The organism is Collinsella sp. (assembly GCF_052346665.1).
GTDB lineage: Bacteria > Actinomycetota > Coriobacteriia > Coriobacteriales > Coriobacteriaceae > Collinsella.
Genome location: NZ_DAWDUX010000007.1, coordinates 1 through 15,702 on the forward strand (window position 1 = coordinate 1; position 15,702 = coordinate 15,702).

Genomic DNA, 15,702 nt, shown 5'->3' on the forward strand with positions numbered 1-15,702 from the left:
GAGGCCGCTTAGCGGTTATGATTTATCGCGTCCAAGTTTCGGGGCGCAGTTCACTCCTGCTGCCCGTGATGTGTAAAAAGGGGTTTGTCCCCATTTTGCACGTGCCCTTTTTACACGCGCTATGCCAGGCGGGCTCCCACCATCTGCGCGGCGGCTGGCTTGTCAAAGTTCCCGTTCGTCGCCTTGGTAAGCGCACCCATCACGCGGCCCATGTCCTTCTTGGACTCCGCGCCGATCTCGGCGATAACCTGGTCAATCAGGGCCGCGAGCTCGTCGCCGGACACCTGAGCGGGCAGCAGGCTCTCGAGCACGGCCACCTGCTCGCGAAGGTTCTCGGTGCGCTCGGAGTTATTACCCGCCTTCTCAGACATCTCGAGTGTCTCGTTGGTCTGCTTGAGCGTGCGCTTGATCTGGGCGGTCGTCTCCTCCTCGGTGATCTCATGCGCCCCGCCGCGCGATGCGGCGTTCTTGAGCTCGCCCAGCACCAGACGGGTGACACCCAGGCGGACCTTGTCCTTCGCCTTCATCGCGGCGACCATCTCGGCATGAAGCTCTTCGTACGTCATAGCTATCCCCTACTCCTCGGAATCCGTGCCCTCGTCCGCTTTCGCCTTGCTCATATCGACGTTGTACGGAACATCCTCGGGCATCTCGTTAATCTTGATGTCGGCCTTGTCAATGTAATCATTCAGCCAAGTGGAGTACTTCGCACTCTCCTCCTCGGTCTTGATCTTGCTCGAAATCGCATCGCGGATGGCCTCGGGAATCTCGTCAGCAGAAGAAACGCTCTCAACGTTGAACTGATCGGTGCACAGAATGATGTGGTACCCGTAGGTCGTCTTTACCAGACCGCTCATCTGCCCCGTGGAGAGCGCGCTGAGCGCATCCTGATACTCGGTCACAAAGGTGGTGAGCTTATCCCAGCCCACGTCGCCACCGTCATCGGCGGATGAGTCCTCGGAGTACTCTTTCGCCGCATCGGCGAACTCGATCTCGCCGGCGTTCAGCTTGTCAAGCACCTCCTGAGCCTTGGCCTCAACCTCAGCGCTCTCTTCATCAGTTGCATCGTCGGCGACCTTGAACAGGATGTGGGACGAACGACGGGCGTCGTTGTAGGTGTCGAGGTTCTCATTGATGTAGGAGACGATCTGGTCATCGGTGGGGTCCTCGACAGATGCGACCTTCTCACGCAGCCTCTCTTGAGCGAGCGAGCTCTTGGTGTTCTCCTGGTAGGTCTCTTTGGTGAACCCGAACTGGGTAATCATATCAACAAAGGCGTCCTCGTCGCCGCCGTAGTTTTCAACCGCCTCGTCCCAGGCCTCGTCAAGATCATCTTGGGAGACGGTGATGTCGTACTCCTTCTCCGCCTGCGTGAGCAGGTACTGGCGGGCGATGGAATCGATGACGTTCTCGCGATAGCTCTCGGGCGTAAGCCCCTGTTGAGACAGGTACGTCGCCCAGTCTTCATCGCTCTCGTACGAGCTCTGGCGCAGACTCATGATCTGCTCGGTGACGGTGTCTTCCTTAATGTTGACGCCGTTCACGGTTGCCGCGACGCCGCCCGTGAGCTTATAGTCCTCCTGGCTCTGCACCTGGTTGAGCACGCCGGAACACGCCATCGCACTCACGGAAAGCAACATGGCGGCGATGCCAATCACCACGAGCACAATCTTGCCTGCTTTGGAAAGCTTTTCCTTGCGCGCCTGCTTCACCTGCTTTTTGCTTGGCGCCGCCTCGGGCACCGGGTCGCGCTTGATCTTGGCGCTTCGTTTACTCACTGCCATTTGAGGTCTTCTTTCGTAGCTCTGTATGGTTCGTCGCTTGGGCGACGAGTCCCGTGTTCACACATTTGGTTATTGTCTCACACGCACTTTTAGATGCGGATGGTATTCGAGCATTCCCACACACTTCCCTTTACGGGGCCCTCAGCACACAAGGCACGGGGCCCTCCGCATGCGCAGAGAGCCCCGTGCCACCAAGGGAGTGCGGGGGACGACGCTAGCGCGTCTTGCGGCTGTGGGCAATCATGACCGCACCTGCCGCAACTGCGATGACGGCAGCTGCGCCCACACCCACCACCAGGAGCATGGAATTGTCTCCGGTGGTCGGCAGTCCGCCGTTGGGCTTGTTCGCGCCAGGCTCATCGGAAGGATCATCGGGCGTCTCGGGAGCAACGGGAGCATCCCCGTCCTCGACCCACTTGGCCGTGAGCATAAGGTCGCTCGTGACCGGCGTGTCGAAGTCCCACTTGTTCTTCCAACCGCCCTTATAGCCATCGGTGAACCAGCCGTCGAACAGATATCCGGCAAGCTCGGGCATGGGCTGAACGGGGACCTTGTCACCCCTCTTGACCACGATTACACGATCCTCATGTCCGGGAATGCGATCGTCGAAGGTGACGGTGAACTCGTCCTCGTCGGGATCGGCTGTCTTCTCGTCAAGACGCAGAGACTCAATTGCCTGAGCGAGCTCGCCCTTGAGTGCGAAGACGGAGTTGACGTCGCCGCTCTGATCGGCAATGACCTTCTCGGCCTCGGCGATCTTGGCCTGCAAGGCATCCCATGTCTCGGCCGTGAAGGCATCGTGCTCGCACGAACCGTCCTTCTGAATGGCCTTCGCGGCGTCAACCAGCGTCTGCAGGGTCGTGTAGTCGGGCTTTACATCGGCGTTGATCAGATTGAGCTCGGCGGCGCTGCCAAAGCCGCCCTTGCCCTCATCGACAACGAGCTTGATCGCCTTTGCCCTGACAGGCTTATCGAAGGTGATGGTTTGCGCACCATCGGCATCCTTCAAAGAACCCTTAGCCACCTCAACCATCGATTCGTCAGTGCCAGCTTCTGATGCCATAACCGTATACTTGAGAACCGTACCGTTACCGTGGCCGCTGCGAGCGGTGTACACCAGTCCGCCAAGCGTCATGACGTCCTCTTTGCTGGTCAGAGTAATGCTATGTGGGCCACTGGGCTTGCTGGGGCTGTACATGCTGTGCCAGTACGTACCAAGGTTGCCATCGAGAACATTTGAGGCCTTACCGTTTTCTCCTTCAGTCTGCTCCGAGTTGGCGGTTGCTGCAAGCTTGCCCTGATCAACAAGCGTGAGGTCGCCTCCCGTCTTGAGCTCGAGCGCGTCAAGCGCGCTCACGATGGCACTCTCATACGAATCGACCGTGGACTGCATGCCCGCAGGCAGGTTCTCGCGGACTTGAGCCCATGCGGCCTGAACGCGCGCAACAGACGCGTCGGTAAAGAGCTCGTTCAACAGTGCTGCGGCGTCACCGTCAAGCTGAAGCTGCGCGTAGGCGTCAAGGCGACAGTAGTCGGCAGCCTCGTAGGAAGGCTTGCCGTCCTGGTCGGTTAGCAGAGCGTTGATCTGCGCAACCAGGTTGTCAATGTCTGCCTTGGCCGGATTGGCGTTCAGGAACAGGGCATATGCCTGCTCAAGAAGTGCGCGCAGCCCGGGGACGTCCTGCTCGGCAAGAACCTTCTCAGCGGTGATGACCGCGTAGTCGAGAGGCATTGTCGAAGCAAGCGGCTCTTCGGAGGCTTCGGTCACGCGTACATCGTCCACATAGCCCTCAAAGGCGTTCGTGGCAGAGCCCAGCGTATTGACCGGGAGCATGCACGTGGCCTTGAGCTTGCCGCGGCTACCGTTACCGGTCGAGCCGATAGTCTCTACTTTCTCGCCGTTGACATACAGCGTAGTGACTTCGAACTCGTTCTTGAACTCAAGCTCAACCCACTCGTCGACCGGCAGGGTGTAGTTGAAGGAGTAATCGCGGTTCTCGCGGGTGATGCCGACCTTGCCGGTGTCCTTCTGAACCGCCTTGATAGCACCGTACTCGGACTCGAACAGAACCTGCTCGTCAGTCGACGCGCTCGTACGCTTAACCTTCACGCGCAGATCGCTGCCCAAACCGAGGGTGGTAAGGGCGTCGTCCTTGACGGACACGTAGGATTCGCCGCCGTTGAGCTTGAGGGCACTGCGGCCGTCAACCTTCTCAATCTTGGCGTTCTCGCCCTCGACAAGGTCGCGTTTCAGGCCAGAGGCGTCCGACAAGTCGTCCATGTTCCACTGAGCGATGGTGCCATCCTCGGTAGTTGCGACGTCGTAACCAAAGTTGCTACCGGGGGCGTCACCGAGCTTGGCAACGATCTCCTTGGCGGCAGCGGTATCAATCGAGCCGCTCTTGCCCCAACTGTTGGCACCGAACAGACCAGCGGAGCGGTTGATGCGGTCATAGATGTCATACTCGGACATGCCGTTTTCCTGGTTGTCGCACATGTCGTTCCAGACGGCAAATGCACCACCGATCATCTGCGGATCGCCAGCGGGAACAGAGTACCCACTAATGCTGTTCAGTCCGTCGGTGTAAGCAGCATCGCCCAGGTAGTCGTAGTAGTACGTTGCATTCGGAACGACGTAGAAGACACCGTCCTGACAGTCGATAAGCTCGAAGCCCAAATCGTACATCTGCTTAAGATCGGCCCAACCAGGGTTCCAAAGATTCATCTGGCGGCGCTGGCCAGACTCGGAGATGCCGCTGACATTAACTGTACCCTTGATGCTCGTGAGGGAACCCCACACACGAGCAGTCTTTCCGTTCCCTTCGGCATACTTGAACATATCGTTCACGAACGTGCGGTATGCGTTGCCGTCGGCACTGTACTCATCCGCGCCAATATGAATGACATCTGAGCCGGCGAAAACGGCATTTTCGCCACCCTTCACGTACTCGTCAAAGATGCTCTGGACGAACTTGAGGCTATCGTTATACAGCGTAGTGAGATTGAGATGGTCGTTCTGGCGTCCATCGGTGCCGTGACGCAGGTCGGGACGCACCTTGGTCAGCGCCAGCGAATGCGCCGGGGTATCGATCTCGGGAATGATGTTCACGCCAAGCGCCTTGGAGTGCTCGATGTACTCCTTGAAGTCGGCCTTGGTGTACCACACGTCGGTGGAGGTGAGGTCGGCCTGGTTCTTGCCGTCGTTGCCGCCCTTCTTGATGTCGGACTCAAGACGGAAGCCAGAGTACGCCTGGAAGACATCCTTCCCCGCTTTGGTGTACTCCTCGAGCGGAATATAGTTGTCGTTCAGGTGAATCTGGAAGTCGTTCAGCTTGAACCATGCCATCTGCTCGGTCATCTGCTTGAGCCAGTCGAGCGTGAAGGTCTTTCGACCCACGTCGAGGATGAGACCGCGCACCTTGTAGAGGGGGTAGTCGCGGGTGGTGCCCACCGGGAAGGTGGAGTTGCCCGTCTTCATACCCTGGAGGATGGTCTTGCCGCCCCAGTTGGCGCCCGCCACGGCCTCGGCCTTGACGGTGATGCTGTTGGCGCTCGCCTCGAGCAGGTAGCCCTCATCCTTGAGGCCCCGAGCCTTGTCGGCGCCGAGCGTGAAGAAGATGTCGCCAGCTTGGGCTGCGGTGCCCTGGACCACCTCGAGCTTAACGCCCGTGATGATTTGGAAATCCGCGGCAAAGTCCTCGGCCATGACCTTGAGCGAGTCCTGACCGTACACTACGCGCTTGGCGGCAGATGCGGCGAACTGTCCCTCGCCACCAACCCACTCGCGGAGCTCAGGCAGAATCTGCGGCGCGGCATTAGCCTCGGCCTTGGCGGTCATGCTGCCGGGGACCTTGACGTCGAACTCCTTGAACGCGTAGTCCGTGTTGTCCTTGGTGTTCTCGATCTTGAAGGAGGCCTTGACGGTCACGTCGGAGATCGGACGGTAGATGGTGCCATTCAGATCGATGACCTGCTCGTAGTCGGTGCCGTTGTACTTGATCTTGTAGCCCTCGGGAACGTCTTCAGGCAGGGTATAGGAGAGCGTCTTGGTGTCGGCAGTGACCTCGGCGACCTTGATGTCGTTGAGGTAGTCCGCAGGCTGCTTCTCAGGTGCAGCGGGCACTTGGTTCCATGCCTCGAACTCCATGCAGGAGACACCATACCCTGTGCTCATACCGGTGACGCGCAGTAGGAGGTAACGACCGGTCGCAGGAGTCTTCAGGGTAATCTCATTGAGACCCTTAGTGTTGTTCTGCTCATTGACAACCGGGGCGCCCCAGCTCTGGTAGTTGTCGCCCTCGGCGTTCCAGACGCTTTCATCGTTGGAGACGTACACCTCGAACTTGGTTGCGTAGTTGGAGGCATCTTCCCACTGGATGTTGAAGTGCTTGATGGTTTCTTCCTTACCCAGATCAACGCGCAGCCACTGGGTCGGCGCGGTCTCGGTCATCCAGCGATCGTTGCTCTTGCTCTCCTTCTTGCCATCGACTGCACGGGCACCGTTCTTGTTGTGGTAGTCCTTGCTGGCCTTGGTGGCCTTCTTGAGTGCGAGGTTGGTTGCCTCGGTAGTCGGCTCATCAGGCGTCTCTGTCTGCTTGTCGGCATATACCTCGAGCTCGTAAATGGAGACCGCATCCCAATCGACGGCATCGCCATACGGGTCATTGCCCGTGAAGCCGGTGATCAGAAGCCGAACATAGCGCGCAGACGTCGTATCGAAATTGATGACGCTCGTCTTGTCCTTGGGGCGCTCGGTCGTCGTATAGACGTCCTTCCAAGTCCACTTGGTCGAGTCGTTATCCTTTGCATCTTCGGCCTTCGCGACCTGGATCTTGAATCCCGTGGCCTTGCGGGCCTCCCAGTAGACCTTTGCGGACGAGACCTGCTCGTCCTTGCCCAGATCAACGTAAATCCAATGCTCGCCATGGCTGGCGTCAACCGCACTACCCCAACGAGACGACTTCGAAGTCGTGTCGCCATCGGTCGCGTTCTTCGCCTTAACCGAATCGGCCTCTTGGCTGTCGGCAACGGCGTTTTTGTTCAGCGCCAAGTTGCCTTCGGCGGCGTACACCTTCTGCGCAGGCAGGAGCATCGTCGCGGCACACAGCGCCGAAAGGCACCACGCGACGACTCCTCCCCAGCGTAGCTTCTTCATACGCATCCCCTTCCGTTTGCGTATCCCCGTCTCGGCAAGGAACCTTACCGGCTGGCGTCCGAGCGCCAATCCGCAGCAACCAACGCCTTGCCGATCCATGGGCATCCCCAACATAGATTGCTTCACTGTACGGATTCACGTTGGTGCGCGTGAAGGAGAAATCCACTCGGATTATGCATCTTCTATTCAATTTTATTCATTTTTTATTGGTTTTTTCAGAAAGATACCAGCTTTGTTGTTATGCATATACAAATGTGCATTTGACACTGAGGGTCTTTCGCCCCCCAATTGTTTAACCCACTAGCCAGGAAGGCATTCTAGGGGCTTTCTTCCGATTTTTCTGATTCCCGCCACATTTATGTGAAATGGCAGACGGACGGAATACGTCGGTAAACGGCGCACCCTATGGAAGAGCGGTGCTTCAAAAGGAAGCGAGAAGAGAGCTCGAAAGGTCGACCATGGCGAGTTGCAAATAACGCGCGCCGGATAAGACACCGGCGCGCGCTTCTCGTACACGACTAACGCACTTCGACCGTAAGGTTCTCCCGCACGTGGACACGACCATCGGCGAGCATTTGCACCACCTCGGGATACAAAACATGCTCGATGGCGTGGATGTGCTCTTCGAGGGTATCGACGTCCCAGCCCTCCTCGACCACGAGCGCACGCTGGGCGATGATCGGGCCCATATCGTACACCGCGTTGGCAATGTGCACCGTAACGCCCGTCACCTTGACACCGCGATCGAACGCGTCCTGGATACCATGGGCACCCTGGAAACTGGGAAGTAGGGCGGGGTGGATGTTAATCACTCGATCAGGGAACGTGACGAGCAGTGGTGCATGCACCATGCGCATATAGCCCGCCATGATCACGTATTCGCAACCGGCAGCCAGAAGCTCGTGCGCGATGACTTCATCCGCCTGGATGGGGTCGGCATAGGTCTCCTTGGAGAGCGTGAGGGTCTGAATACCCGCAGCCTCGGCGCGCTTGAGGCCGTACGCGGAAGGACGACTCGCCACCACGAGCTTGATCTCCGCGTTGAGCTCGCCGGCGTCGATTGCGTCAATAAGCGCCTGGAGGTTGGTGCCCGAGCCCGAGAGCAGCACACCAATGGGCAACGGGGCACGGTCCGCCTGGTCCTGCGCGGCGCGTTCGTCTTGCAGCTCGTTGATACCGGGTCGCGCATGCGAAGCGGCGGTATTTCCGGCATCCACTTCGCGCTCTGCGGCATCGCCAAAAAACGCGTCGCTCGGAAGCGCCTCGGGGGCGAGGGCCGCCTCCTCGATGAGGCGACGGTACTCGTCGGCGGCCGCCTGGGCCTCGTCCCTACTGCTCATCTGCGTACTTCACCTCGCCGGAGCCCGCAACGCAGGTGCCCACGCGGAAGGGCTTCTCGCCCATGGCGACGAGGGCCTCGGTGACTGCGGCCTCATCCTCGGCAGAGACGATGAGCATCAGGCCGACGCCCATGTTGAAGGTCTTGCAGGCCTCGTTGGGCGCGAGCTCCGCATGCTCGGAGATGTAAGTGATGACCGGAGGAACGTCCCAACCCATCTTGGCACCGTCGCGCAGCACGAGGGCGTCAACGTCCTTGGGCAGGGCGCGGTTAAGGTTCTCGGTGATGCCGCCGCCGGTGATGTGGGCGATGGCGTGCACATGCTTGCCGGCCTCGCCGCGGAGCAGCTCGAGGATGGGCTTGACGTAAATGCGGGTGGGAGCCAGCAGCGCGTCGGCGAGGAGGACGCCGGGCGCGACCTCGATGGTCTCGAGCTCAGCCTTCTTGGCCTCTGCCTCGGGCGTGCCCGGCACGATGCCGTCGACGCCGATGACCTTGCGCACGAGCGAGTAGCCGTTGGAGTGGACACCCGTGGACGGCAAGCCGATGATGACATCGCCCTCGCGCACGTTGGCTGGATCGATCATCTTGGGGCGGTCGACGACGCCGACGGTGAAGCCAGCGAGGTCGTAGTCGTCCGGACGCATGACGCCGGGGTGCTCGGCCATCTCGCCGCCCACGAGCGCGCAGCCTGCGAGCTTGCAGCCATCGGCGACGCCCTTGACGATCTTGGCCATGTGCTCAGCCTCGATGTGGCCGATGGCGACATAGTCGAGGAAGAACAGGGGCTCGGCGCCGGAGGCGAGGATGTCGTTCACGCACATGGCGACAAGATCCTGGCCCACAGTCTCGTGACGGTCGAGGATCTGGGCGAGCACGAGCTTGGTGCCCACGCCGTCCGTGCCGGAGATGAGGATCGGATCCTCCATGTCCTTGAGCGCCGCGGCGGAGAATAGGCCGCCAAAGCCGCCGATACCGCCAATGACCTCGGGGCGGTTGGTCTCCGCGACCATCTGCTTGATCGCATCGACCGCGCGGCCGCCCTCGGCGGTGTCGACGCCGGCGTCCTCGTACGTAACGTGCTTGCTCTCGGCCATGTGAGGTTCCTTTCGACCCAGGGAATTCCTAGTACAGCATGATAGCAGGGCACAGCCCGCATCGACCAAACCCCTCAATTGGGAGCGGATGCGGCCAGTCGCGGGCGCCTCGTTGCAGGGCCGCGCGTGCAACGTCGAAAAAATCGCGATTGAAGCGCGTCATTTTCGACATTACACGCGCGCACCCGTTCTATTCGCATTACGCGTGACGCGTGCCAAAGGGACACGTCCCCAATTGGCACGCGACGGCACGCCTCGTCTTAGCCCTCGTGCGCCTCTTCCCAGCTGCGGTCCTCGGCCTTATCAACAACGCACGTCTCGGTCACGAGCTCGGGCTTGGTCAGGTTGCGCGGCACGTATCCCTTGATGAACTTCTCGCGACCGAAGCTCTCGGGAATCGCGACCGGATACTCACCGGTGAAGCAAGCGGTGCAGTAACCCGCCTTGGGTACGCATTCGAGCAAAGCGTCCACAGACAAGAATGCGAGCGTGTCGGCGCCGATGAACTCGCAGACCTCCTCGACCGACTTGGTCGCGGAGATGAGCTGGCTCTGCTCGCCGGTGTCCACGCCGTAGAAGCACGGCCAGATGTCCTCCGGGCAGTTGATGCGGATGTGAATCTCCTTGGCGCCCGCCTGGCGCAGCATGCGGACAAGCTGGACCATGGTGGTGCCGCGCACAATCGAGTCGTCCACGACAACGATGCGCTTGCCCTCGATCACATCGCGCAGAGGATTGAGCTTGAGGCGCACGCCCATGGCTCGCAGCTCCTGCGTGGGCTCAATGAACGTGCGGGCAACGTAGCGGTTCTTGATAAGGCCGGTGCCGTAGGGGATGCCGCTCTCGAAGGCGTATCCCTCGGCGGAGGGCAGGCCGGAGTCGGGCGTGCCGATGACCATGTCGGCTTCAACGGGGCACTCGAGCGCCAGTTTGCGACCCATATCGTAGCGGCAGGCATAGATGGACTTGCCATCCACGATGGAATCGGGACGGGCGAAGTACACCTGCTCGAAGATGCAGTGGGCGCTCTTCTCGGCGGCAGGGACACCCTGCTCGGACACGAGACCCTCGGCGCTGATGCGCAAGATCTCGCCGGGACGGATATCGCGCACGTACTCGGCGCCGATGATGTCGAGCGCGCAGGTCTCGGAGGCAACGACCCAGCCTGCGGTGGAGGCGAGCACCTCATCGCCCACCAAGTCCTCGGCGGACGCGGCATCACTCGGCAGCGCGGAGGCCGCGGCGGCGGCATCGGCGGCGGCGAGGCCCTCGTCGCTGGTCAGACGGCCGAGCACCAGCGGACGAACACCGTGCGGATCGCGGAAGGCGTACAGTGCCTCCTCGTTGATAAGCGCCATGGCGTAGCCGCCGCGAATGAGCTCCATCGTCTTGCGGATACCCTCGCGCAGGTGATGCGTCTCCTGCGTGAAGTAGCCGATGAGCTTGACTGCGACCTCGGAGTCGGAATTTGAGTTGAAGGGAACGCCGAGCTCGATGAGCTGACGGCGCAGCTCGTCGGTGTTGACAAGGGTGCCATTATGGGCAAGGGCGACGATGACCTCCCCGATAGTGGCAAGGTGGGGCTGCGATGCCTCCCAACTCTTAGCGCCGGCGGTGCCGTAGCGCACGTGACCCACAGCGAGCTGACCGGGCAGCGAGCAAATGTCGGCGTTGGAGAAAACGCGGCTCACCAGGCCCAGGTCCTTGCGGACCATGACGGTTCCGCCATCGCCCACGGCGATGCCGGCGGATTCCTGGCCGCGGTGCTGCAGAGCGCGCAGGCCGAAATAGGTGAGACGGGCGACGTCGCGGTCGGGCGCCCAAACGCCGAACACGCCGCACTCGTCGTGCGGATGATCGGTGTCGGAATCGAACGCGGTGAATTCGGACAGGTTGGTGTCGAGAGACATGCGGCTTCCCCTCTGGATACCATGCGCGGTCATACGTTGGGAATTATACGCTCGCAAAGCGTTCTGCCTGCGCGCACGCCGAAACGACATGGCTTCGCGACTCAAATCCCATTCATTCAAATCCCATTCATTCAAATCCCATTCATGGCCTCAATTTAGCGCCTGTCCCTCAATTGAGGTCGCGGCGGTATGGTGAAACGGGGCGTTTTGGAACGAACAGCGGCACCACGGGCGCACTCCCGCATGATTCACCATACAATGGCGGTATTACACCCGCTATCCCACGAGGTGGACATGGACGAGCAGAACGCACCGCGCCCAACGGCAGTCCCGCGCGGAGTCTCCGAGGGCGCGCACCAGCGACCCGGTCGCAAGCACATGGGCATCGCAACCAGCGACCCCACCTATCTGCCGCCCGTCGACAACCCTCGAGCACCTGCGAGCAATCGCGCGACGCACATACCCAGACGCAAGGCATCGCTTGGAAAGGGTGGTTCCGCCCAGGCGAGTGGCGGCACGGCACGCACGGGCGGATACATCCCGCCGAGCACTCCCACGCTGCAGGTTCGCGGGCGCGGCGGCGAGCAGGGCCTCGGCCAGCCGAGCAGCTATATTTCTCAGCCTAAAAAAGGGCGATCCATCTTCGTGTCCCGGCATGATCGCGCACGCAAACGCGTGCAGCTCCTCCTGCTCATCTTGATACTTGCCGCCATCGCCCTCGCCCTGTTCTGGTTCTTCGTTCTTCGATAGCGCCATTGACCGCCATGACCAACGCCAACGAACCCTATGTGTACGCCGACAGTGCGGCAACCACACCGCTCTCGCCCCGTGCGCTTGAGGCGATGATGCCGTACCTGACCACGAAGTTCGGCAACCCAAGCGGGATCCATCGCATGGCGCGCGAGACGGCCAGCGCGCTCGACGGAGCACGCAACGACATGGCGCGCCTCCTTGGGGCGGCGAACGCGTCGGACATCTACTTCACGAGCGGCGGATCCGAGTCGGACAACTGGATACTACGCGGCGCCGTGCAGCGCTACCGGGACCTCTACGGAGCGGCTACGCCCGTTCGGATTGTCACGAGCGCCATCGAGCACCATGCGATCCTCCACTGCTGCGAGGCGCTCGAGCGGGAAGGCGTCCAGGTGACGTACCTGCCCGTTGATCGCCAGGGGCTCGTGCACGCCGAGGACCTCGAAGAGGCACTCACCGCCAACGAACGCGCCGCCGCATGCGGTATCGAGGCTCCCGGATTCGCCGCGGCTCCCGGGCACACCACTGCCTCCGCGGGTGGCGATGCCCCTGGACTCGCCACCCCGCCCGCCACTGCCTTGGTCTCGATCATGCTTGCGAACAACGAGGTCGGCACCATCGAACCCATCCGCGAGCTCGCCGCCGTTGCCCACGCCCACGGTGCTCCCTTCCACACCGATGCGGTGCAGGCCGTGGGGCACATCCCCGTCGACGTACAAGAACTGGGCATCGACGCCCTTTCGCTCTCCGCGCACAAGTTCCACGGCCCACGTGGCGTTGGGGCGCTCTATCTGCGCAAGGGCTTCTCCATTCCACCGCTCATCACCGGCGGGGCCCAGGAACGCGGTGAGCGCGCCGGTACCGAGAACGTCGCAGGCATCGTGGGCATGGTCACCGCCCTCGAGGAAGCGTGCGAAACGCTCCGGTCCGACATCCTGCGCATCTCATCCTTACGCAATGAGCTCATTCGCCACCTTCTCGGCGAGGTCGAGGACATGGCCCTCACCGGCACGCCAATCAAATACGCCTCAGCCGATGGCACGAAAACCCCGTGCACCCCGGCCTGCGATGCGTCAGCTCTCCCGGACCGCAATGCACCAGTCTCCCGCGCCACAGATGGCGGCGCGACCGGTGAACCCAGCGCTGCCTCCGACGGAGAGGCCCTAGACCGCTCTCCCTCAATCGGCCGTCTCCCCTCGATCGCATCCTTCACCTGCGACGACGTTGACGGCGAGCTCCTCGTGGTCCTGCTCGACCGGGCAGGCGTCGCGGCGGCAACCGGTTCTGCCTGTTCCACCGGCTCAACCGAACCTTCGCACGTACTCACTGCCATGGGGATTCCCGCGCAGCGCGCCCGCGGTGCGCTGCGCCTTTCGCTCGCGAGCGACATCACCGCCGAGGACGTCACCCTCCTCAGCAAGCGTATCCCCGCCTGCATCCGCAAAGCGCGCCTCATCAGCTCCATACGGTAAAGGGCGGTGGTCGAAAGCGCGGTTGCCGAACGGGCAGCTGTCGGACGACGGCCCTCCGTCCATCAGCTCGCCCATCAACCCGCTCTCATCATCGGACTTCACAGCCCCTCGCGATCGGCATGGCCACGCCGACCGCCAAGTTCGATGAGGTTTTTCGTATCAATTTTGCAATTCCGCGAGTACAAGGTAATTTCAGCTGAGTCCGACCTGCGTTTTTCATTGCAAACCATGTCTGCTACCAACCGAAATTAAAAATCAATACGAAAAACCTCACCCAACTCGCGCTCGGCGCGTCTCAACCGCCCGCCACGCGCCCCAAGCGCAGCCGAACATCAAAAGACGGACCGCCCGCAAAAGCGAGCGGCCCGTCTTCAGCTCCAGGACACGCGCGAAAACGCATGTATAAAACGCACCCGTCCCTAATTGCACATCACTGCGCGCTAGGACAGCAGCTTGCGGCCATCTTCCTCGATTGCGGCAATGAGTGCATCGGCGGCCGCGGCGTCCTCGCCCTTGGCAAAGATGTAGAGCTTGATCTTGGGCTCGGTGCCGGAGGGACGCACGATGGCCTTGTTGCCGCCCTCGAGGTCGAACTCGATAACGTCGGCCTTGGGCAGGCCATTCACGCAGTTCGCGTAGTCCACGACCGCCTCGACCTTGGCGCCGGCGATCTCAGAGGGGGCCTCAGCGCGCAGGGCTTTCATGATGCCGGTCATCTTGGCGGCGCCGTCGGCGCCGGGATAGCTCAGCGAGACGGTCTTGTTGTGATAGTAGCCGTACTTCTCATACAGCGCGCGCATGGCCTGAACCAGGTTGAGGCCCTGCAGTTTGTAGTACTGGGCCATCTGGCAGATGAGCATGGAGGCATTGACGGCGTCCTTGTCGCGCACGTGGTCGCCGGACAGATAGCCGTAGCTCTCCTCGAAGCCAAAGATGAAGCGGTCGACCTCGCCGGCGTCGGACAGGCCGGTGATGATGTCGCCGATGTACTTGAAGCCGGTAAGGCAGCGGCGCAGCTCAAAGCCGTACTCCTCGGCCAGCGCGTCAACCATGGCAGAGGACACGATGGTGGTGACGGCGACCTTGCGGGAGAGATCCTCGCCACGCTCGGCGCGCATCTTGCAGATGTAGTCGAGCAGCAGGACGCCCATCTCGTTGCCGGTCAGCAACGTGTAGTCGTCACCATCGGCGCAGGCCACGCCCACACGATCGGCGTCGGGGTCGGTCGCGAGTAGCAAGTCGGGCTTGACCTCCTGGCACAGATCGATGCCCTTCTGCATGGCCTCGCGGATCTCGGGGTTGGGATACGGGCAGGTGGGGAAGTCGCCGTCCGGGTCGCGCTGCTCGGGGACCACGGTGATGTCGGTCACGCCAACCTTGTTGAGGACGGTAGTGACCGGAATCAGACCCGTGCCGTTGAGCGGCGTGTACACGAGCTTGAGCGGGGCGTTGGCGATCTGCTCGGGCGTGAGGTTGTTCACGGACTTGGCGGCCACGGCGTCGTAGTAGGCGTCCAGCACCTCGTCGCCGATCCACTTGACCAGGCCCTGCTCGACGGCGGCGTCGAAGTCCATGGTCTTGACGTCATGGAACGGGTCACACGCGTTCATGGCGGCGGAGATGGCGTCAGCGGCCTCAGAGGTGATCTGGCAGCCGTCGGGGCCGTAGGCCTTGTAGCCGTTGTAGGCGGCGGGGTTGTGGCTCGCGGTCATGCAGATGCCGCCGGAGCACTCGAGGTAGCGGGTGGCCCAGGAGAGCGTGGGCACCGGGGAGATCTTGGGGTAGACGTAGGAGGTCACGCCGTTCGCCGCGAGGATGGCAGCGGTGGTCTTAACGAACAGCTCGCCATTGTTGCGGCTGTCGCGCGCGATAGCGACCGTGGGGTTCTCGAAGTTCTTCACCAGGTAGTCGGCGAAGCCCTGCGTGGCGCGGCCGACGGTGTAGATGTTCATGCGGTTGGTGCCGGCCCCCAGCGTGCCGCGCAAGCCCGCAGTGCCGAATGCGAGGTCCTGGAAGAACGCATCGGTGATCGCGCTCTCGTCGCCCGCCTCCTTCATCGCCTTCAGCTCGGCGAGAAGCCCTTCATCAGTGACATTCTCGATCCACGTGGCGAGAAGCTCATGCACATCAGCCATGGTCTTACCTTTCCCAATCCAACTTACCGTGCGGCGCCCGCCCAAAACGGACGCGGA

9 protein-coding genes are annotated in these 15,702 nt (G+C 61.5%); 2 read left to right on the top strand and 7 right to left on the bottom strand.

What is annotated here, in order from left to right; translation table 11 throughout:
- Positions 1 to 119 precede the first annotated feature (119 nt).
- The 6 genes from ACT8II_RS02075 to ACT8II_RS02100 form a co-directional block, all read right to left on the bottom strand.
- Complete coding sequence (locus ACT8II_RS02075; RefSeq protein WP_118652183.1) at positions 120 to 566, bottom strand: GatB/YqeY domain-containing protein; 447 nt, start codon at positions 564 to 566, stop codon at positions 120 to 122.
- A gap of 9 nt (positions 567 to 575) precedes the next feature.
- The gene (locus ACT8II_RS02080) at positions 576 to 1,784 is read right to left on the bottom strand and encodes a peptidylprolyl isomerase (RefSeq protein ID WP_443812899.1); all 1,209 of its coding nucleotides are present in this window, start codon (positions 1,782 to 1,784) and stop codon (positions 576 to 578) included.
- 214 nt (positions 1,785 to 1,998) lie between these two features.
- Positions 1,999 to 6,939, bottom strand: coding sequence for a discoidin domain-containing protein (locus ACT8II_RS02085; RefSeq protein ID WP_443812900.1), 4,941 nt, complete (start codon positions 6,937 to 6,939; stop codon positions 1,999 to 2,001).
- Positions 6,940 to 7,457: 518 nt separating this feature from the next.
- Positions 7,458 to 8,114, bottom strand: coding sequence for a phosphoribosylglycinamide formyltransferase (purN, locus tag ACT8II_RS02090; protein WP_233546015.1), 657 nt, complete (start codon positions 8,112 to 8,114; stop codon positions 7,458 to 7,460).
- 154 nt (positions 8,115 to 8,268) lie between these two features.
- Positions 8,269 to 9,375 (bottom strand): phosphoribosylformylglycinamidine cyclo-ligase, encoded by a 1,107-nt coding sequence (gene purM / locus ACT8II_RS02095; RefSeq protein ID WP_330006476.1) that lies wholly within the window; start codon positions 9,373 to 9,375, stop codon positions 8,269 to 8,271.
- 260 nt (positions 9,376 to 9,635) lie between these two features.
- Positions 9,636 to 11,285, bottom strand: coding sequence for an amidophosphoribosyltransferase (locus ACT8II_RS02100; RefSeq protein ID WP_118652171.1), 1,650 nt, complete (start codon positions 11,283 to 11,285; stop codon positions 9,636 to 9,638).
- 294 nt (positions 11,286 to 11,579) lie between these two features.
- Here ACT8II_RS02100 and ACT8II_RS02105 point away from each other — a divergent pair, with 294 nt between their 5' ends.
- A complete protein-coding gene (locus ACT8II_RS02105) occupies positions 11,580 to 12,035 on the top strand; it encodes a hypothetical protein (protein ID WP_443812901.1) in 456 nt (151 codons plus the stop codon).
- A gap of 14 nt (positions 12,036 to 12,049) precedes the next feature.
- Entirely contained in the window at positions 12,050 to 13,510 is a 1,461-nt protein-coding gene (locus tag ACT8II_RS02110; protein WP_118652165.1) for a cysteine desulfurase family protein, read from the top strand.
- Positions 13,511 to 13,950: 440 nt separating this feature from the next.
- Here the strand turns inward: ACT8II_RS02110 and ACT8II_RS02115 are convergent, their stop codons facing one another.
- A complete protein-coding gene (locus tag ACT8II_RS02115; RefSeq protein ID WP_118652162.1) occupies positions 13,951 to 15,645 on the bottom strand; it encodes a phospho-sugar mutase in 1,695 nt (564 codons plus the stop codon).
- Between the last annotated feature and the right edge of the window lie 57 nt (positions 15,646 to 15,702).

Coding starts and splice junctions, on each gene's coding strand:
- ACT8II_RS02100 (WP_118652171.1), bottom strand. CDS start 11,285: ATGTCTCTCGACACCAACCTGTCCGAATTCACCGCGTTCGATTCCGAC.
- ACT8II_RS02115 (WP_118652162.1), bottom strand. CDS start 15,645: ATGGCTGATGTGCATGAGCTTCTCGCCACGTGGATCGAGAATGTCACT.
- ACT8II_RS02105 (WP_443812901.1), top strand. CDS start 11,580: ATGGACGAGCAGAACGCACCGCGCCCAACGGCAGTCCCGCGCGGAGTC.
- ACT8II_RS02080 (WP_443812899.1), bottom strand. CDS start 1,784: ATGGCAGTGAGTAAACGAAGCGCCAAGATCAAGCGCGACCCGGTGCCC.
- ACT8II_RS02075 (WP_118652183.1), bottom strand. CDS start 566: ATGACGTACGAAGAGCTTCATGCCGAGATGGTCGCCGCGATGAAGGCG.
- purM (WP_330006476.1), bottom strand. CDS start 9,375: ATGGCCGAGAGCAAGCACGTTACGTACGAGGACGCCGGCGTCGACACC.
- ACT8II_RS02085 (WP_443812900.1), bottom strand. CDS start 6,939: ATGAAGAAGCTACGCTGGGGAGGAGTCGTCGCGTGGTGCCTTTCGGCG.
- ACT8II_RS02110 (WP_118652165.1), top strand. CDS start 12,050: ATGACCAACGCCAACGAACCCTATGTGTACGCCGACAGTGCGGCAACC.